The organism is Nocardia sp. NPDC004068 (genome assembly GCF_042874315.1).
In the GTDB taxonomy this organism is placed as follows: Bacteria; Actinomycetota; Actinomycetes; order Mycobacteriales; family Mycobacteriaceae; genus Nocardia.
This window is the reverse complement of record NZ_JBIAMW010000010.1, coordinates 55,758-73,529: the sequence shown is the minus strand read 5'-3', so window position 1 is coordinate 73,529 and position 17,772 is coordinate 55,758. Positions and strand designations below refer to the sequence as shown.

At 70.5% G+C, this 17,772-nt stretch carries 18 protein-coding genes; 6 read left to right on the top strand and 12 right to left on the bottom strand.

Features of this window, described 5'->3' with window-relative positions:
- Nucleotides 1-60 precede the first annotated feature (60 nt).
- Nucleotides 61-666 carry a riboflavin synthase gene (locus ACFYTQ_RS25150; protein ID WP_387365648.1) on the bottom strand — a complete coding sequence of 202 codons (606 nt, stop codon included), beginning with the start codon at nucleotides 664-666 and terminating at the stop codon, nucleotides 61-63.
- Between the two features lie 97 nt (nucleotides 667-763).
- Entirely contained in the window at nucleotides 764-1,027 is a 264-nt protein-coding gene (locus tag ACFYTQ_RS25145; RefSeq protein ID WP_387365645.1) for a hypothetical protein, read from the bottom strand.
- Nucleotides 1,028-1,137: 110 nt separating this feature from the next.
- Between ACFYTQ_RS25145 and ACFYTQ_RS25140 the strand changes: the two genes are divergently transcribed.
- Complete coding sequence (locus tag ACFYTQ_RS25140; RefSeq protein WP_387365642.1) at nucleotides 1,138-1,608, top strand: hypothetical protein; 471 nt, start codon at nucleotides 1,138-1,140, stop codon at nucleotides 1,606-1,608.
- Between the two features lie 22 nt (nucleotides 1,609-1,630).
- On the opposite strand, the gene rpe is transcribed toward ACFYTQ_RS25140, so the two are convergent.
- Nucleotides 1,631-2,281 carry a ribulose-phosphate 3-epimerase gene (gene rpe, locus ACFYTQ_RS25135; protein WP_387366182.1) on the bottom strand — a complete coding sequence of 217 codons (651 nt, stop codon included), beginning with the start codon at nucleotides 2,279-2,281 and terminating at the stop codon, nucleotides 1,631-1,633.
- A 131-nt stretch (nucleotides 2,282-2,412) separates the two neighbouring features.
- Between rpe and ACFYTQ_RS25130 the strand changes: the two genes are divergently transcribed.
- From ACFYTQ_RS25130 to ACFYTQ_RS25120, 3 genes are read left to right on the top strand one after another with little or no spacing between them, the layout of a single operon-like run.
- Nucleotides 2,413-2,835, top strand: coding sequence for an anti-sigma factor (locus ACFYTQ_RS25130; RefSeq protein WP_387365639.1), 423 nt, complete (start codon nucleotides 2,413-2,415; stop codon nucleotides 2,833-2,835).
- Nucleotides 2,835-3,707 (top strand): SigB/SigF/SigG family RNA polymerase sigma factor, encoded by an 873-nt coding sequence (locus tag ACFYTQ_RS25125; protein ID WP_387365636.1) that lies wholly within the window; start codon nucleotides 2,835-2,837, stop codon nucleotides 3,705-3,707. Before ACFYTQ_RS25130 ends, ACFYTQ_RS25125 begins: the two co-directional genes overlap by 1 nt.
- Nucleotides 3,708-3,728: 21 nt before the next feature.
- Nucleotides 3,729-5,831, top strand: a complete 2,103-nt coding sequence (locus ACFYTQ_RS25120; protein WP_387365633.1) for an NAD(+) synthase — start codon at nucleotides 3,729-3,731, stop codon at nucleotides 5,829-5,831.
- Here the strand turns inward: ACFYTQ_RS25120 and ACFYTQ_RS25115 are convergent.
- From ACFYTQ_RS25115 to ACFYTQ_RS25100, 4 genes are read right to left on the bottom strand one after another with little or no spacing between them, the layout of a single operon-like run.
- Nucleotides 5,828-6,445 carry a PAS and ANTAR domain-containing protein gene (locus ACFYTQ_RS25115; protein ID WP_387365630.1) on the bottom strand — a complete coding sequence of 206 codons (618 nt, stop codon included), beginning with the start codon at nucleotides 6,443-6,445 and terminating at the stop codon, nucleotides 5,828-5,830. The two genes, ACFYTQ_RS25120 and ACFYTQ_RS25115, sit on opposite strands and share 4 nt — an antisense overlap.
- A 25-nt stretch (nucleotides 6,446-6,470) precedes the next feature.
- Entirely contained in the window at nucleotides 6,471-6,959 is a 489-nt protein-coding gene (locus ACFYTQ_RS25110) for a hypothetical protein (RefSeq protein WP_387365627.1), read from the bottom strand.
- Complete coding sequence (locus ACFYTQ_RS25105) at nucleotides 6,956-9,298, bottom strand: molybdopterin oxidoreductase family protein (RefSeq protein ID WP_387366179.1); 2,343 nt, start codon at nucleotides 9,296-9,298, stop codon at nucleotides 6,956-6,958. Before ACFYTQ_RS25105 ends, ACFYTQ_RS25110 begins: the two co-directional genes overlap by 4 nt.
- A 47-nt stretch (nucleotides 9,299-9,345) precedes the next feature.
- Nucleotides 9,346-10,623, bottom strand: a complete 1,278-nt coding sequence (locus tag ACFYTQ_RS25100) for a hypothetical protein (protein WP_387365624.1) — start codon at nucleotides 10,621-10,623, stop codon at nucleotides 9,346-9,348.
- A 108-nt stretch (nucleotides 10,624-10,731) separates the two neighbouring features.
- Between ACFYTQ_RS25100 and ACFYTQ_RS25095 the strand changes: the two genes are divergently transcribed.
- Complete coding sequence (locus tag ACFYTQ_RS25095) at nucleotides 10,732-11,586, top strand: alpha/beta fold hydrolase (protein WP_387365621.1); 855 nt, start codon at nucleotides 10,732-10,734, stop codon at nucleotides 11,584-11,586.
- Here ACFYTQ_RS25095 and ACFYTQ_RS25090 read toward each other — a convergent pair whose 3' ends face one another.
- A complete protein-coding gene (locus tag ACFYTQ_RS25090) occupies nucleotides 11,587-12,675 on the bottom strand; it encodes an FAD-dependent oxidoreductase (protein ID WP_387365618.1) in 1,089 nt (362 codons plus the stop codon).
- 51 nt (nucleotides 12,676-12,726) lie between these two features.
- Between ACFYTQ_RS25090 and ACFYTQ_RS25085 the strand changes: the two genes are divergently transcribed.
- Nucleotides 12,727-13,170 (top strand): MarR family winged helix-turn-helix transcriptional regulator, encoded by a 444-nt coding sequence (locus ACFYTQ_RS25085; RefSeq protein WP_387365615.1) that lies wholly within the window; start codon nucleotides 12,727-12,729, stop codon nucleotides 13,168-13,170.
- 233 nt (nucleotides 13,171-13,403) lie between these two features.
- Here the strand turns inward: ACFYTQ_RS25085 and ACFYTQ_RS25080 are convergent, their stop codons facing one another.
- The 4 genes from ACFYTQ_RS25080 to ACFYTQ_RS25065 all read right to left on the bottom strand — a co-directional run bounded on the left by ACFYTQ_RS25080 (nucleotide 13,404) and on the right by ACFYTQ_RS25065 (nucleotide 17,709).
- Complete coding sequence (locus ACFYTQ_RS25080) at nucleotides 13,404-14,714, bottom strand: RsmB/NOP family class I SAM-dependent RNA methyltransferase (RefSeq protein WP_387365612.1); 1,311 nt, start codon at nucleotides 14,712-14,714, stop codon at nucleotides 13,404-13,406.
- Nucleotides 14,715-15,160: 446 nt separating this feature from the next.
- Nucleotides 15,161-16,084, bottom strand: a complete 924-nt coding sequence (gene fmt / locus ACFYTQ_RS25075) for a methionyl-tRNA formyltransferase (protein WP_387365609.1) — start codon at nucleotides 16,082-16,084, stop codon at nucleotides 15,161-15,163.
- A complete protein-coding gene (gene def, locus ACFYTQ_RS25070) occupies nucleotides 16,084-16,647 on the bottom strand; it encodes a peptide deformylase (RefSeq protein ID WP_387365606.1) in 564 nt (187 codons plus the stop codon). Before def ends, fmt begins: the two co-directional genes overlap by 1 nt.
- Nucleotides 16,648-16,701: 54 nt before the next feature.
- Nucleotides 16,702-17,709 carry an esterase/lipase family protein gene (locus ACFYTQ_RS25065; protein ID WP_387365603.1) on the bottom strand — a complete coding sequence of 336 codons (1,008 nt, stop codon included), beginning with the start codon at nucleotides 17,707-17,709 and terminating at the stop codon, nucleotides 16,702-16,704.
- Nucleotides 17,710-17,772: the final 63 nt, after the last annotated feature.

Genomic DNA, 17,772 nt, shown 5'->3' with positions numbered 1-17,772 from the left:
ATCTCGAATTCGGTGCCCCTCAACACTACGGCGTGGGCCTGTGCGCCGACGCGGCGGGAATCACCCGCGGTGTGTCAGCCGCTCGACGTACTTGGCGATGATGTCGACCTCGAGATTGACGGTCGTGCCGACCGGGGCGCCGCCGAGGGTGGTGAGTTCGCGCGTGGTCGGGATGAGCGAGACCTCGAGCCAGTCGCCGTCGTCGTCCGCGCCGAGGCCGGACACGGTCAGCGAGATGCCGTCGACGGTGATCGAGCCCTTCTCGACGACATAGCGAGCGAGGTTGTCCGGCAACGAGATTCGCACGACCTCCCAGTTCTCGGCGGGGGTGCGCGCGACGACGACGCCGGTGCCGTCGACGTGTCCCTGCACGATGTGCCCGCCGAGGCGGCTGTTGACCGCGGCGGCCCGTTCCAGATTGACCCGGGAGCCGACGTCGAGCCCGCCGATGCTGGAGCGGGCGAGCGTCTCGCCCATGACGTCGGTGGTGAAGCTGTCGCCGTCGACGATGTCGACGACGGTCAGGCATACGCCGTTGACGGCGATGGAGTCGCCGTGCTTGGCATCGGAGGTGGCCAGCTTGCCGCGGATGGTCAGCCGGGCCGAGTCCGCGAGCGGTTCGCGCGCGACGATCTCCCCCAACTCCTCGACGATGCCTGTGAACATGCCCTCTTCTCCTGTCACCGTGCCCGGCGCGCCGGGCTCCCGCTTGCGCCAACAGCCCGAACCGGCGGGCCTATTCCCCGCCGCGCCGACGTGCCCTTCAGCGTAACGACGGGCGGTCGTAGGCGACAGACTGCCGTCCCGGCGGCGCGTTCGAGACCGCGCTCCGGTTCCCGGGGTGGGAAGCGGACGGCTCGTCGGGAATCGCGCGGCGAAAGGAAATGCGATCGAGGAAATCTCCGGCTATTTCCGGTAACGGCAATTCGGAAAATCCGACGATCCCAACCAGTCGGAACATGTAGGGCGGGAATTGCGGCGCGGCGAAGGACCTGCCCGAATTACCTTCGCGGCGTTCGATGTTCACCCGCTCGACGGCGTGTTTACACCCGGTGCTTGCGTTCCGACAGACGCAGACGCAATATCGTTATAGAGTCGATTCCGAACAACAACTGCGGCGAACAGATGGGGGTAAGCGTGAGCACGCTTCTCGATTCGACACTCGAGGTTCGTTGCGTTCAATATTCCCGCGAATTCCACCTCCCCGCGTCGATCGATCCCGCGACCCGGCACATCCTGCTCGAGATCGGCGCCCGCTACTGCGCGGTGACCATGCCCGCCGAATTGGGCGAGCGGGTACATCAGCGCCTGACACAGGCCGAACTCGCCGGGCCGGTGGTTCATCATCCGCGCGCGGGGCGCTGGACCTTCATCACCGGTCCCGCCCGCCCGGGCGCGGTGACCGCGGCCGTGTCCGCCGAGTTGTTCCGCCTCTACGCCACCGTCGCGTGCGCGGGCAGTCAGGTGGTGCTGCCCTCGGCCGACGACGAGCGCACCGGCTACCGCACCTGGGTGCACGCCCCAGAGACCACCGCCGCCGTGCCGCCGCTGGAGGCCGTCGTGGAGGCCCTGCGAGCGGTAGGCGCGCCGAAAAGCACGGCGCGCTAACGGGTTTCGGAGCGACCCCGTCCTACCGCGCCTGCACGACCTTCTCGCGCAGCTTCTCGACCGTGGCCGCCGGATCGTCGGTGCCGTAGACCGCGGACCCGGCGACGAAGCAGTCCACGCCCGCCTCGGCGGCCTGTTCGATGGTGTCCATATTGATGCCGCCGTCGATCTCCACGACCAGGCGCAGTTCGCCGGAGTCGACGAGGCGGCGGACCGTGCGCGCCTTATCGAGCACGTCGGCGATGAACGACTGCCCGCCGAAACCGGGCTCGACGCTCATCACGAGCAGGGTGTCGAAATTGCGCAGGATCGGCAGGTACGGCTCGATAGGGGTTTTCGGCTTGACCGAGAGTCCGGCCTTGGCCCCGGCCGCGCGGATGTCGCGGGCCACCGCGACCGGATCGTCGGTCGCCTCCGCGTGGAAGGTCACGTTGTAGGCCCCGGCCTCGGCGTAGGGCGGCGCCCAGCGACCCGGATCCTCGATCATGAGGTGGCAGTCCAGGGGGATGTCGGTGGTCTTCAACAGGCTCTGGACCACCGGCAGGCCGAGGGTGAGGTTCGGCACGAAGTGGTTGTCCATGACGTCGACGTGCAGCCAGTCCGCGCCCGCGACCGCGTCGGCCTCCTCGGCCAGATGCGCGAAGTCCGCGGACAGGATGGACGGGGCGATCATCGGCGACGGCCGGTGGAAGGGCGCGTTCGAGGAGGTGGACACGGCGCAGAGTGTAGCGACGCCCGGTCACGCGCAGGGCATCGCAGGGGATACCCCGATTACGCGACAGGGGTTTGGGTAGCCTTCTTCAGGTGATCAATACTTCGGCGGAACAGGGGTTGCGCGGCACCCCGGTGGAGATCGGCGTCGCCGCGACCGTGTCACAGCTGCCGATCGTGCGCGGTCTCGCCGAAACGTTGGTGCTGCTCAGCGATTTCACCCTCGACGAGGTCGCCGACATCCGGCTGGCCGTCGACGAGGCGTGCTCCACGCTGATCGCGATCGCCGCGCCCGACAGCACGTTGCAGTGCCGATTCTCGGTGGGCGACAAGGATCTGCTGGTCCGCGTGGCCGGGGTGGCCGCCCGCGAGGGCCTACCCGACGAGCACGCCTTCGGCTGGCACGTGCTGCGCACGCTCACCGACGAGATCGCCGCCACGCAGGAGGGCTTCGACGAGAACGTGTCCGGCTATCCGACGATCGTGGAATTCCGGCGGGTCCGGGGGAAGGCGTAGTGGCCGAGGAGAACACCGCTTCCACTCCCCACGGCGCGACCGCCGCCGAGCCGGACGAGGACACCGACGACAACGAGGCCGTCGACAGCGACGAGGTCGACGAGGTCGCCGAATCGGTCTCCGGATACGACGACGTCACAGCGCTTTTCGAGCAGCTGGCCCGGGTCGGCGAGGACGAACCGCGCCGCGCCGAGCTGCGCGCCGAACTGATCCATCGCTGCATTCCGCTCGCCGATCACATCGCGCGCAAGTTCAGCGGCCGCGGCGAGCCGTTCGACGATCTGACCCAGGTCGCCCGGGTCGGCCTCGTGCACGCGGTGGACCGCTTCGACATCGCGCGCGGCTCGAACTTCCTGTCGTTCGCCGTGCCGACGATCATGGGCGAGGTTCGCCGCTACTTCCGCGACAACACCTGGGCCATGCGAGTTCCGCGGCGCGTCAAGGAGACTCACCTGCGCATCGGCTCGGCCATCGACGCGCTGTCGCAGTCGCTGGGCCGCTCCCCCACCGCCAAGGAGATCGCCGCCGAGCTGGGCATCTCCGCCGACGAGGTGACCCAGGCCGTCATCGCGGGCAACGCCTACCAGCCCAGCTCCATCGACGCGGTCTCGGTGGGCCGCGATTCGGAGGCGTCGCTGCTGGACACGCTCGGCGAGGAGGAGTCGCAGTTCGATCGCGTGGAGGAGTACGTCGCGATCCGCCCGCTGCTGGCCGGGCTGCCCGAACGCGAGCGCCGCATCCTCACCATGCGGTTCTTCGAATCCATGACCCAGACCCAGATCGCCCAGCGCATGGGCATCTCCCAGATGCACGTCTCTCGCATCCTCGCCAAAACCCTTGCCCGCCTGCGGGAACAGTCGGCCCGCGAGTAGGTCGAGTAGATTCTCGAGTACATGATCACCTCACCCGGACGGAAAGGGGTCGGTGTGGCGCAGGAGCTGCCGTTCGATTCGTTGTATCGGCACGGGTTCGCGCGGGTGGCGGTGGCGGTGCCCCCGATGCGGGTCGCGGATCCGGACTACAACGCCGAGCAGACGCTGCGGCTGGCCGAGCGGGCCGCCGGGGACGGCGTGGTGCTCACGGTCTTCCCCGAACTGGGCCTGTCCAGTTACACCGCCGACGACCTGTTCCATCAGGACGCGCTCGACGACGCCGTGGGCCGCGCGATCGATCGGATCGTCGCCGCGAGCGCCGACCTGGACACCGTGCTGGCGATCGGCGCGCCGATCCGCGCGCAGGGCCGATTGTTCAACTGCGGCATCGTGATCCATCGCGGCCGGGTGCTGGGCGCGGTGCCCAAGAGCTATCTGCCGAACTATCGCGAGTTCTACGAGAAGCGGCAGTACGCGGCCGCGCGCGAGGTGCTCGACGATCACGTCACCATCGCCGGGCAGCGGGTGCCGTTCGGGGCGGACCTGCTGTTCGTGGCGAGCAATCTGGAGGGCTTCGTCTTCCATCTGGAGATCTGCGAGGACGGCTGGGTTCCCTTGCCGCCCAGCGGTTTCGCGGCGCTGGCCGGGGCGACGGTGCTGGTGAACCTGTCGGCGAGCAATATCGTCGTCGGCAAGGCCGACTATCGGCGGCAGCTGTGTTCGGCGCATTCGGCGCAGTTCATCGCCGCCTACCTGTATTCGGCTGCGGGACACGGGGAGTCGACGACCGATCTGGCGTGGGACGGGCAGGCGCTGGTCTGCGAGAACGGCGATCTGCTGGCCGAGGGTGAGCGGTTCGCCGATCATCCGCAGCTGGTGACCGCCGATCTGGATCTGCGCCGCCTGGCGGCGGATCGGCTGCGGATGACCAGTTTCGCCGACAATGTCCACGATCACCGCGAGCGGCTGAGCTGTCTGCGCCGCATCGAGGTCGATCTGCCGGTGCCGTCCGGCGCGGTGGAGCTGCGCCGCGAGATCGCCCGGTTCCCTTACGTTCCCGCGAATCCGGCCAAACGCAACGAGCGCTGCGCCGAGGTGCACCACATCCAGGTCGAGGGGCTGAGCACGCGGCTCGGGGCGACCGGCGCGCAGCGGGTGGTGATCGGCGTGTCCGGCGGCCTGGATTCGACGCTGGCCCTGATCGTGGCGGTCAAGACGATGGACCGGCTCGGGCTGCCGCGCGAGAACGTGCTGGCCTACACCATGCCCGGGTTCGCGACCAGCAAGCGCACCCTGAACGACGCGCATCGGCTCATGCGCGCGCTCGGGGTGTCCGCCCGCGAGATCGATATCCGGCCGTCGGCGACGCAGATGCTGCGCGACCTGGAACACCCTGCGGCCGAAGGGGTTCCGCAGTACGACGTGACGTATGAGAACGTGCAGGCCGGGGAGCGCACCTCGCACCTGTTCCGGCTGGCCAACCAGCACAACGCGCTCGTGCTGGGCACCGGCGATCTCAGCGAATTGGCCTTGGGCTGGTGCACTTTCGGGGTGGGTGACCACATGGCGCACTACAGCGTCAACGCCTCGGTGCCCAAGACCCTGATCAAGTACCTCATCGCGTGGGCGGTCGACACCGGCGAACTGGGCGAGGCCGCGAACGAGGTGCTGACCTCGATTCTGGAGACCGAGATCTCGCCCGAACTCGTGCCCTCGGACGCCGACAGCGACGACGACTCCGCGCAGCCGGGGCAGAGTTCGGAGGCCACCGTCGGGCCCTACGAGTTGCAGGACTTCCACCTGTACTACCTGCTGCGCTTCGGTTACCTGCCCAGCCGGATCGCGTATCTGGCCCGGCACGCCTGGTCCGATCGCACGCGCGGCCGCTGGCCGGATCTCATTCGTCCCGAGGACCACCACGAATACGATCTGCCGACGATCAAGCACTGGCTCGCGGAGTTCCTGCGGCGGTTCGTGCAGACCAGCCAGTTCAAGCGCTCGACGCTGCCGAACGCGCCGAAGGTCGGTTCGGGCGGTTCGCTGTCACCGCGCGGCGACTGGCGCGCGCCCAGCGACGCGGTGGCCACGGCCTGGCTCGACGAATTGCAGCGCAACGTCCCCTAGGGCCCGGTCTGGTGCACGGTGAGCAGCAGGTGGTCGAAGGCGTTCTGCACGCCGGGCGGGGGCGGCTCGAGCGTGTCGAGTTCGGCGATCAACTGGGCCGCCAGGGCGTGCAGCGAGACCCCGGTCTCGTCGGCACGCCATTGCAGGATGCGCAGGGCCTGGTCGGCGCGGATGCGATAGATCCGCATGAGCACGCCCTTGGCCTGTTCGACGACCGCGCGGGCGGCGACCAGTTCCGGCAGGGTCTCGTTGACGACGGTGCGCCGATGTTCGGTGAGGGTCGGGGTGAGATCGAGATAGTAGCCGGAGGTGCCGACGACCGCGCCGGTGTCGTCGAGCATCCGGTCGGCCACCACGATCACCTGGTGTTCCCGGCCCGCGGTATCGATGAAGCGGTGGCGACTGGAGAACGGTTCGCCGCGCCGGACCGATTCGGCGAGCAGATCCGCCACCACGGGCCGATCGTCGGGATGCTTGTGCGAGAGGATCAAGGCGGTGGTCGGGGTGACCGTGCCCGGCTCGTAGCCGTGCATCCGCGCCACCTCGTCCGACCACTCCCACCGCTGATCGGCGAACCAGAACCGGAAACTGCCCACGCCCGCGGAGTCGCTCACCGACCGAGTATGGCACCGCGAACGCTCACGGTGTGACGATCGCCTGCGCGGCGCTCTCCTTCAATTTCGCGTTGGACCACTGCATCTGGCGCAGGGTCTCGTCGTGGCAGCGGGTGGCGAGTTCGAGCAGTTCCGCGTCCTCGGTCGCCTGGGCGGACTGGGCGAGGATCTCCCAGTCCAGCGATACCACCACCGCCTTGGCGTACACGGTCCGCAGATCCCGCAGCAGCAACAGCGCGGGCGTGTGCCGACGGCCCAGCAGTTCACTGGTCCGCTGCCGGACCGCGCTCGAAACCTTGTGCGGCAGTGCGGTTTCCATGAATATCCGGACGCCGCGCGGGCGGCCGACGCGGGTCAGCGCGCGCTGATGCGCCCGGGACCAGTCCGCGAGATCGCGGGCGAGGTGGAAGATGTCGTGGTCGGCCTTGTGCCGGTCGGAGACGCGCAGCAGTTCGTCGGCGAGCTCGCCCTCGGCGCGATGCAGATCCCGGATGACGAGCGCGAGCTTGTTCATCGCGAATCCCCCGCCTCGATCCGCTCGACCGCGGCGACCCCGGCCTTGAACAGCGGCTGTTTGGAGACCGGATCCCAGTCGGTGAGGGTCAGTTCGTTGGCCGCGCGGCCGTCCTCGCCGTCGGGTCGGTAGCCGCCGGGTTCGTCCCAGTACCCGTAGTGGAACGGCAGGAACACCGTACCGGGCCGAATTCCGGTGACGCGCAACCGCGCTCGCACCCGCCCGCGCGGGGTGGTGACGCGCAGCAGATCGCCCTCGGACCAGCCGTGGGAGCGCGCGTCGGCCTCGGCCAGTTCCACCCACACCTCCGGCGCGGCGGCACGCAACTGGGGGACGCGGCCGGTTTTGGTGCGGGTGTGGAAGTGGTAGAGGGTGCGGCCGGTGGTCAGCTGATACGGGTAGTCGGCCGAGGTGGTCTCGTGCGGCGGTGCGTAGTCCGCGCCCCGGATCATGCCCTTGCCGGCCGGGTTGAACGCGGTGTACTCGTCCTTCGACCAGGGCGCGCCGGTGACCAGATCGCGGCCGTACCCCTCGCACATCTCCGGCGTCGCCCAGAAGCTGCCGTCGGCGTAGAGGCGTTCGGTGCCCTCGGGTCGGTCCGGTGTGCACGGCCATTGGATGCCGCCGCCGCGCAGCGCGTCGTACGTGATGCCGGTGTAGTCGCAGGGCCGTCCGGCGCTGCACCGCTTCCACGCCTCGAACGCCTCCTCGGGGGTGTGCCAGGTGATCAGCGGGCCGCCGTCCTTGTCGCGCAGGTCCAGTCGTGCGGCGTAGTCGAGCAGGATGGCCAGATCGGAGCGGGCCAGGCCGGGCGGTTCGACGGCCTGCTCCGAAAGGTGCACGGTCCGATCGGCATTGGTGAAGGTGCCGGACTTCTCGCCCCAGGTCGCCGCGGGCAGCACGACATCGGCCAGGCGCGCGGTCTCGGACAGGAAGATGTCCTGGACCACGAGGAACAGCCGATCCTGCGAGAGGATGCGGCGCACCCGTTCCAGTTCCGGCAGTGACACCAGCGGATTGGTGCCGGTGACGTACAGGAACCGGATCGAGCCGTCCTCGACGTAGCGCAGGATCTGCATGAGATGGGTCGGCGCGGAGTAGTGCGGGATGTGGCCGGGATCGACGTTCCAGATCTCGGCCAGTTCGCGCACGTGCTCGTCGTTCGCCCAGTTCCGGAAGCCGGGCAGATCGCCGTTCGCGCCGCATTCGCGGGTGTTCTGGGCGGTCGGCTGCCCGTTCATCTGGAGCACGCCGCAGCCGCGGCGGCCGAGCAGGCCACGCAGCAGGTGAATGTTGTTGACCTGCATGGCCGCCGCGGTGGCCTGATGGGATTGATAGAAGCCCTGCAGCACGGTCGACAGCACGCGGTCGGCCGTGCCGAGCAGGCGCGCGGCGTGGCGGATGTCCTCGACGGGGACGTCGCAGATCTCGGCCACCCGCTCGGGCGGATAGTCCACGACCAGCTTGCTCAGTTGCTCGAAGCCGACGGTGTGCGCGGCCACGTATTCGTGGTCGACCCAATCGTTTTCGATGATCTCGTGCAGCAGCCCGTTCATCAGCGCGAGATTGGTGCCGATCCGAGGCGCGAGATGTACGGTCGCGGCGCGGGCCACCGGGGTGGTGCGGGGGTCGACGCAGACGACCGCGGGCGGATTCGGTCCCGCGAGCCGGTCCAGGACGCGGGACCAGGACACCGTCTGGGTGGCGGCCATATTGTGGCCGAAGAGCGCGATGACGTCGGCGTGGTCGATATCGGCGAAGCTGCCGGGCTGGCCGTCGCAGCCGAAGGACTCCTTGAGCGCCTCGGCGGCGGTCGCGGTGCACAGCCGGGTGTTGCCGTCGAGATGGTTGGTGCCGATGCCGCCGCGGGCGAGGGTGGCGAGGGTGTAGTACTCCTCGAGGAACAGCTGGCCGGTGGTGTAGAAGCCGATCGAGCCGGGACCGCGTTCGTCGAGCAGCGTCCGCGTGCGTTCGGCGACCACGGACATGGCCGTCTCCCAATCGGTTTCGACCAGTTCGCCGTCGCGGCGGATCAGCGGTGCCGTCAGCCGATCCGGCGCGGCGTTGGCCTGCCAGCCGTACAGATCCTTCGGGCCCAGCCGTCCCCGGTTCACCCGATCGCTCGCGCGCCCGCGCACCCCGACCATGCGGCCGTCGGCCACCGCGATGTCCATGGCGTCGCCGTTGGAGTGCAGCAGCGACGCGGTCGGCACCCAGCGCTCGACGGCATCGGGGGTGACCCCGTCGGCGAGATGGGTGTCCACCCGGTCGGGCCAGGCGTCCCCCCGCCCGTACGGTGTGCGCTCACCCCAGGGTTCGGCGATTCGATCCTCGGCGATCACGTGGTCGAGCTACCCGACCGCCCGGTCACGAAACCTGGGCCCGGCTAGCGGAGGACCGGGGTGAGGTCGTAGCGGGCCAGGACGCGGCGCACCAGGTCACCGAGTTGTTCGGCGGTGTCCAGGGCGGGCGGGTGGAAACCGTTGACGCGCAGCGTGATCGCGCCGTCGATCTCGAAGAACACGCCGTAGAGGGTGCCGCCGCGCGCGGTGACGATCGCGCGGGAGTCCAGGCCCTGGTTGATCAGCGCGAGGGTGATCGAGGAGGCCGCGCTGCCGTCGATGTCGAGGATGCGCGGGTCCACGGTGCCGAGGTTCGAACAGACCGTGCGGGTGGGGTCGGTGGCGGCCCGGCGGGCGAGCTTGCCGTACAGGCCGCGCGGCAGCGCCACCGCGATGGGGATGAGCGGGGGCATGGTCTGCTCGGCGGACAGCTTCTCCTTGATCAGGGCGCGCAGCGGGGCCAGGTCGTCGGGCACGCCCTCGACCGCGAAATCGATCGAGCCGAGCGCGTTGGCGCGTTCGTCGTCGGCGGTGCGGGTGCTGACCGGCATCATGACCCGGGCATGGCCCTGGTCGTCGACGCGGCCGACCTCGGTCGCGAGCGCGGCCATGACGGCGACGGCGAGGGTGGTGGAGGTGCCGTGCCGCGCCTTGGCGGCGGCGTGCCAGAGGTCGGCGGGGATCGTCGCGTCGACGGTCGGCAGTTCGAAGCCGTCCTCGCGGGCGGGCCGGGGTTCGCCGCGGCCGGTCGCGGCGAGCCGCGCGCCGAGCACCACGGCGGCCAGGACGGGACGGATCCGTCTCGCCGTCGCGCCGAGATCGGCGAACAGACGACGCACTGGACCCTGATCTGTTGTGGCCCAGTCGAATTCGTGGTCCTCGTCGGCGACGGCGGCCACCAGGGCGTCGCAGAACCCGCGGCCGTCGGCGATGGTGTGCGAGGCGAGCAGCGATACCGCGCTGCCGCCGTCGTCGAGGTCGACCACGGCCAGCCGCCACGCCGGGCCGCCGTAGGTCCGCAATTCGGCGCGGCTGCGTTCGGCCACCCAGGCGTCGAGTTCGGCGCGCGGGATCGGCCGGGGCGCGATCTCGATGGGCGCGAATTCGCCCGCGCCGCTCCAGGTGTCACCGGCCGCGGGAATGCGGGCGGGTTCGACCACTCGGCGGAGCCGGCCGCGACGCAGTGCCGCGTGGAATTGTTCCAATTGCGCGATATTCGCCGCACGGTCGTAGCGCCACACCGCGTGGATCGCCAGCGCTCCTCCCAGGGCGGCATGACCGCGCGCGCTGACGCAGTCGATGTCATTCAGGCGGTACAACATGTCTCCTCGAAACCCGAACATCGACCGGACACCGACGTCGTCGCAGAGACAATACGATTTGCCCACCCCGAATGTTACGGAACCGGACAGTAGGGTAATCGTGAGGTCATGACCGAAACCCGGGGTTCGGGGCTGCGCGGTACGACCGTGGCGGGGGCGCGTGTTCGTTATCTCGAGCGCGGGACGGGTGAGCCGTTGGTGCTGCTGCACGGGTATCCGCAGAATCACCGGTGTTGGCGGCGACAGATCGACGCGCTCGCCGCGATCCGGCGGGTGATCGCGCCGGACTGGTTCGGCTGGGGTGAGTCCGCGCGGCCGCCCGGCGCGACGTGCGAATACGACTCCGAGGTGGCGTTGCTGCCCGCGCTGCTCGACGCGCTCGGCATCGAGCGGGCCGATATCGCGGCCCACGACTACGGCGGTTATCTCGCACTGGGTTTCGCGGTGGCGCAACCGAATCGGGTACGGCGCCTGGCGATCCTGAACTCGCGGGCGCACCGTACCTTTCCCGCACCGTACTACGCGCTGTTCGGCGCCCTGAGCGCGCTGGCGCGGCGGCCCGCCCGGCGTCGGGTGCTGGTGTCGCTCCCGCTCGGCGGCGCGCACCGCCGGATGCTGAAACGTTATGTGCGCCAAGGGGCGTTCACCGCCGCCGAGGTCGAGGACTACATCGGCTGGCTGGACACCCGGGCCGGACGCGAGCGCTACGCCGACTACTTCGCGGGCTACAGCGTCCGGCCGCGGCCGCAGCTCGCCGACCTGTCCGGCATCCGCTGCCCCGCCGCGGTCGTCTGGGGCGATCGGGATGCCGCCTGCCCCTTCGCGATCGGCGAGGATCTGGCCCAGCGGCTCCCGGACGCCACCCTCACCCGCGTCGCCGGGGCGGACCACTACGTGATGGAACAGCGGCCCGCCGAGGTCACCGCGGCGCTGCTGGCGTGGCTGGAACGCCCTGCGCCGTAATCAGGTTCGCCGCTGCGAGGCCGCGACCGCCTCGAATCCGTAGCGGAGCATCGCACCCTCGTAGTCGTGCACCGCCGCCACCAGCGCACCGGGTTCGGCGAGAATCCGGCGGCACAGCTCGGCCGCGTCGCGCAGGGCGACGGCCGCGCTGATCCCGGCGGGCACCATGGTGTGCGCCGCGTCGCCCATCAGGGTGACGGGCCCGGATTCCCACGGCGACAACGGTTTCGCGGTGCGGATCGTGGTGCGGGCGACGCTGTCCGGATCGCCGAGGCGGATGAGCGCGCCGAGATTCGGATGCCAGTCGCGCACGGTGTCGGCCGCGATCCGGCGCAGCTCGGCCCCGTCGGCCCGTTCGAGACCGGCCGGGAACCGCTCGGCCGGGGCGACCACCACCCACATCACGTAATCCGAACCGCCGGAGAGGAATTCGTGAGCGGCGACCGGCACGAAGCGTCCGTCGTCCCCGACCACGGTGCAGAATCCGTCCAGCGCGGCGGGCGGGGTGAGGGCGCGCGCTTCCTCGGTCAGCGCGGTGCGGCCGTAGATCTCGGTCTGCCCGGTCTCCACCACCTCGGCGTGCGGCAGCAGTTGGGCGCGCACCCGCGAATGGGTGCCGTCCGCGCCCACCAGCAGATCGGCGTCGATCTCCGTACCGTCCCCGAACCAGGCCCGCACCCGGCCCGTGTCGAGCACCTCGTAGCGCTGGAAGGGCGCCGCGTGGCGCACCGTCAGCCCGGTGAGCAGAATTCGCCGCAGGGTCGAACGGTCGACGGTCAGATGCCGTCCGGACACCGCCTCGTCCGCGGTCTCCGGGACCAGGAACTCCTGAACGACGCGCAGGCCCGGATCCAGCACGCGCACACCCGAGCCGCGTTTGCCCGCCGTGGCGAGCACCCGGTCGTACAGCTCCGGGGGCAGGAGTTCGCGCAGGGCGAGATCGCCCGGCTGGTCGATGTGGATGCGATACCCCTGCGCGTCGCGCTCGGCCGGTTCGCGTTCGAAGACGGTGACATCGATTCCGGCCCGGCTCAATCCCTGGGCCAGCAGGGAGCCCGCGAGACCGGCTCCGGCGACAACAATATTCACGCCTTCAGATTATCTGTTTTAAGACGGTTTGTCCTCGGCCATAATAATCCGGTGGACGATTCCTCGGCTCGGCTCGGCGCCCGGATCGGCGGGCAGCTGTATCTGGCCCACCGCTACGCCCGTTCGGCGACCAATCGGGCGCTGCGCGACCACGGCGTGGAACTGCGGCATCTGGGCGTGCTCACCCGACTCGCCGAGAACGGTCCGCTCAGCCAGCGCGCCCTGGTCGATCAGCTCCAACTCGACAAGTCGTCGATGGTCTACATCATCGACGAGCTGGAGAAGCAGGGTCTGGCCGAACGCCGCCGCGACGATCGCGACCGGCGCAGTTACGCCGTCCACATCACGGACGCGGGCCGGGACCGCCTGCTCGCGGCCACGGCCACCGCCGACGCCGTGGTCGCCGACCTGCTCGCGCCCCTGTCCCCCGCCGAGCGCGAACAGCTGCACGACCTGCTCGGCCGCTTCATCGCCCACGCCGAGGAGCGGGCGTAGCGGGTGCCCCTGGAACGGCGAAGCGCGGTGCGCCCCGGGGGCACACCGCGCTACGGAAGAACCGAGGGAACGGGCCGTCAGGCCGCGCTGCCGCTCAGCGCTTGCAGGGCCGTGCTGAAGATCGTCGCGACCACGTCCAGAAGTTCCATTGTCTGCCTCACCTTCGATCGAGTGGAAGGCCCGAGCATGCACGGGCCGAGTGGACAACAGGTTACGAGGCGCTGCGAGGTTCCTCAGCGCGGCTTGCGCAGGGCGGCCAGGAACATGGCGTCCGTGCCGTGCCGGTGCGGCCACAGCTGGGCGGCCGGTCCGTCGCCGACGTCGGTGACGCCGGGGAGCAGTTCGCGGGCGTCGAGCTGTTCGGCGTCGGCGCGGCGGACCAGATCGCCCACCACCGCGACCGTCTCGGGCAGGTGCGGCGAGCAGGTCGAGTAGACCACCACACCGCCCGGCCGCAGCAAACCCCATGCGGCGCCGAGCAATTCGCGTTGCAGCACGGTGAGATCGCGGACGTCGGCGGGGGTGCGCCGCCAGCGCGCCTCCGGCCGCCGCCGCAGCGCGCCCAGGCCCGTGCAGGGGGCGTCGACCAGGATGCGGTCGTAGCCGGGGGCGAGGCCGCTGGCCCGGCCGTCGGTGACGTGCACGGTCACCGGCAGCCCGCGGGTGGCGGTGCGCACGAGTTCGGCGCGGTGCGCGGCCTGTTCGACCGCGTCGAGGTGGTAGCCGTCGATGTCGGCGAGCGCGCCGAGCAGCGCCGCCTTCCCGCCCGGTCCGGCGCACAGGTCGAGCCAGCGGCCGGTGTCGGGGCCCAGCAGCGGGGCGCGGGTCAGCGCCAGCGCGACCAGCTGACTGCCCTCGTCCTGCACCGCGGCCATGCCCTCGCGCACGGGTTCGAGCTTGCCCGGATCGCCGCCGTCGAGGTAGACCGCGTACGGGGACCAGCGGCCCTCCTCGCCACCGGTCACCAGGGCCAGCTCCTCGGCGGTGATCTCGCCGGGCCGCGCCACCAGATGCACGGCCGGGCGCTCGTCGTCGGCGGCGAGCAGGTCGCGCAGCTCCCCCGCCCGCGCGCCCAGCGCGTCGGCGAACGCCTGCGCGATCCACGTCGGGTGCGCGTACTCGAAGGCCAAGTGCCCCACCGGATCCGGCGGCGCGAGCCGTTCCACCCACTCGTCCGGTCCGCGCTCGGCGACCCGGCGCAGCACGGCGTTCACGAAACCCGCCCGCCCCTGGCCGAATTCGGCCCGCGCCAGCGCCACCGAGGTGTCCACGGCGGCGTGCGCCCCCACCCGGGTCCGCAGAATCTGATACGCCCCGAGCCGCAGCACGTCCAGCAACGGCCCGTCGATCTCCACGACCGCGCGCCCCGCCCCCGCCTCGATCACCGCGTCCAGGAACCCGAGCGACCGACAGGCCCCGTACCCCAGTTCGGTCGCGAACGCCGCGTCCCGCCCGGACAACCCGCGATCGCGAATCATCTTGGGCAACACCAGGTTCGCGTAGGCATCCCGCTCCCGCACCACCCGCAGCAGATCCCGCGCCACCGCCCGGACCGGATCCGGATCGGCGTCGTTCCCCCGCCCCTTCCCGGCCCCGTTCGGCCGCGACCGCCCCGGCGCGGCGTTCCCGCCTCGCCCGCGTCCCCCCGATTTGGCTTGCCCCGCAGCGCTGTTGGGCCGACGCGGCCCCGCACCCTCATCCCGGCCGCCCTCGCGGCGCGGCCCGTCCGCGCCACGGCCCGCACCGGATCGACCACGCTCACCCCGGCCCGATCCATTCGGACCCGAGTCCGAGCCTCGACCCGACCCTTCGGGCCGATTCGCGCCCGAGTCCCCCCGCGGCCCGTCGGCACGGCGATCCGCAGCGAATCCGGGATCGGTACCGCGCACGCGCGCCGACTGCCCGGACGCTCCGCGGCCGTCGGCTGAATTCCGCTGCGCGCCAGCCGATCTCGGCTGTGATTCGTCGCGACGCCCCCGATCGGCGGGGCTCACTCGACCACCGCGCCGGGCTCCAGGCGGGCGCCGCGGGCCCAGTCGAGAGCGGGCATCATGCGTTTGCCCTCGGGCTGGACCTCGGTGAGGCGGACGGCGGTGGTGGTGGTGCCGACGTAGACGCCGGATTTGCGGACCTCGACGACGCGTTCGGGGAGGGTCTCCTCGACCAGTTCGACCGGGGCGACCTTGAGGCGTTTGCCGTCGACCAGGGTCCACGCGCCCGGCGCGGGGGTCACCGCGCGGATGCGGCGATGGACGGCGAGGGCGGGCTGATCCCAGCGGATGTGCCCGGCGTCCGGATCGACCTTCGGGGCGTAGGAGACGCCCTCGGTCGGCTGGGGTTCGGCGTGCACGGTGCCGTCCTCGATGCCGTCGAGCGTCGATTCCAGCAGGCGCGCACCGGTTTCGGCGAGCCGGTCGAGCAGGGTTCCGGCGGTGTCGGTGACCGCGATCTTCTCGGTGACCACGCCGAAGACGGGACCGGTGTCGAGCCCGGCCTCGATGCGGAAGGTGGAGGCGCCGGTGATCTCGTCCCCGGCCGCGATCGCCGCCTGCACGGGTGCCGCGCCGCGCCAGGCGGGCAGCAGCGAGAAGTGCAGATTCACCCAGCCGTGCCGCGGGATGTCGAGCACCGGCTGGGGCAGCAGCGCGCCGTAGGCGACCACCGGGCAGCAGTCGGGGGCCAGCTCGGTCAGCCGGGCGACGAAGTCCGGTTCCGAGGGCTTGCGCGGGGTGAGGACCGGGATGCCGCGCTCGTCGGCGAGTCGCCCGATGGGCGAACGGGTCACCTTGCGGCCGCGGCCCGCCACCGCGTCGGGCCGGGTGACCACCGCGACCACCTCGTGCCGCGACGAGTCCAGCAACCGCCGCAGCGACGGCACCGCCGGTTCGGGCGTGCCCGCGAAGACCAGGCGCATCAGCTGCTCCGCTCCGCCGCAGCGGCCTTCGTGGCGGCCACTTCCGCGGCCGGCATCACCGTCTTGCCCGTGGTGAACCACTCCGATTCGCGCACCGCGCGCATCGCCTCCTTTCGTGTCGCCGCATTCAGACGGTCCAGGTACAGCAGCCCGTCGAGATGATCGGTCTCGTGTTGGACACAGCGCGCCAGCAGTCCCTCGGCCTCGAATTCGACTGCGGCCCCGGCACTGTCGAGTCCGCGCGCCCGCACCCGCAGCGCGCGGGTGACGTCGTAGCGCAGGCCCGGAATCGACAGGCAGCCCTCCGGACCGGTCTGCTCCTCCGCGCCCAGCACCTCGTAACTCGGATTGACCAGATGCCCGGCCGCGTCACCGGTGTCGTAGACGAAGACTCGCAGTCCGACGCCGATCTGCGGTCCGGCCATGCCGATGCCTCCGCTGGCGTGCATCGTATCGGTCAGGTCGGTCACCAGCTGACGCAGTTCCCTGTCGAAGGTCGTGACCTCGTCGGCACGGGCGCGCAGGACGGGATCGCCGAACAGGCGAACGGGCTGGACGGTCACGAGAAACTCCCCGGGCGATCGGATACGGACGTCCTATTTTACGGACGTCCCCGATCAGGAGTGCGCGCCCAGCACGACCTCCGGAATACCGGTCCCGAGCGGCACCGCCTGACACACCGGTTCGACGGCGTGTTCGGGGTCGAGGACGTTGAGCATCAGCCGCTGCGCGAACGGGTCGTAGACGATGTGGAAATGCCCGGTCAGGTCGACGGGACACAGATCCTGCAACACCAGATTGGTCGCGTTGGGTCCGTGCAGCGCGATATTGCCGAAGGGCTGGATGATCTCGTCGACCCGGCTGCCGATGGTGGTGTAGTGCGGTCCCGCGACGGTGTCGCCACCGGCGTTGAGCGCCACCATGAACGGCGCGCCCTGGGCCTGCTGCACCGCCGCGATCGAGGTGACCCTCTCGAACACCGGCCACAGCCCCGGCACCGCGTCGGCCACCGGCACCAGCCCGTACATCACGCCGCCGTAGGAGGGCGAGGCCATGCCGACCCACTGGTCGACCTTGTCCGCGCCGCCGAGCTTGTCGACGTAGTAGCGAGTGACGTTGGCGCCCTGGGAGAATCCGACCAGATCGACCTTCTTCGCGCCCGTCGCGGCCAGCACCTCGTCGACGAAATCGCCGATCTGGCGCGCCGACTGCCACACGTCCTGGGTGCCGTAGGTCGTCGCGCCGGGCTTGCCGCCGTAATTCGGTGCGAAGACACAGAATCCGGCGTCCTTCAGCTGGGGCGACACGGCCGACCAGTCGGAATAGGCCGAGGCGTCGGTGCCGTGCGCGAGCACGACCGGATAGGGATGCTCGGCGGTCGGGGCGCACCCGAAGTCGTTGGCGCCCAAGGGCGCGGCGTCGGGGTGGTCCTTGAGGTACCAGGACGCGGTCAGATGCTCCGACTGCGGCGGACCCGCCTCGGTCGGCACCGAGACGTCGGCGCCCGCATCGGCGAAAGCGGGCGCACCGGCACCGAATACCAGTGCGCACGCCGCCCCGCCCGCGACCACCGCGTGCCGCCATTGTGAGATACCTCGAGCGAATCCGCCCCCGGGTCGTGCCATTTCACGATCATCCCGCATTCGCGGTCGCGGAATTCCGTGCTCGGCCAAACCATTTCGAAACCG

Excerpts from the sequence above, each read along its gene's own strand:
- ACFYTQ_RS25110 (WP_387365627.1), bottom strand. The coding sequence starts at position 6,959 with ATGAACAAGCTCGCGCTCGTCATCCGGGATCTGCATCGCGCCGAGGGC.
- ACFYTQ_RS25150 (WP_387365648.1), bottom strand. The coding sequence starts at position 666 with ATGTTCACAGGCATCGTCGAGGAGTTGGGGGAGATCGTCGCGCGCGAA.
- ACFYTQ_RS25100 (WP_387365624.1), bottom strand. The coding sequence starts at position 10,623 with ATGTTGTACCGCCTGAATGACATCGACTGCGTCAGCGCGCGCGGTCAT.
- ACFYTQ_RS25065 (WP_387365603.1), bottom strand. The coding sequence starts at position 17,709 with ATGGCACGACCCGGGGGCGGATTCGCTCGAGGTATCTCACAATGGCGG.
- fmt (WP_387365609.1), bottom strand. The coding sequence starts at position 16,084 with ATGCGCCTGGTCTTCGCGGGCACGCCCGAACCGGCGGTGCCGTCGCTG.
- ACFYTQ_RS25095 (WP_387365621.1), top strand. The coding sequence starts at position 10,732 with ATGACCGAAACCCGGGGTTCGGGGCTGCGCGGTACGACCGTGGCGGGG.
- rpe (WP_387366182.1), bottom strand. The coding sequence starts at position 2,281 with ATGATCGCCCCGTCCATCCTGTCCGCGGACTTCGCGCATCTGGCCGAG.
- ACFYTQ_RS25120 (WP_387365633.1), top strand. The coding sequence starts at position 3,729 with ATGATCACCTCACCCGGACGGAAAGGGGTCGGTGTGGCGCAGGAGCTG.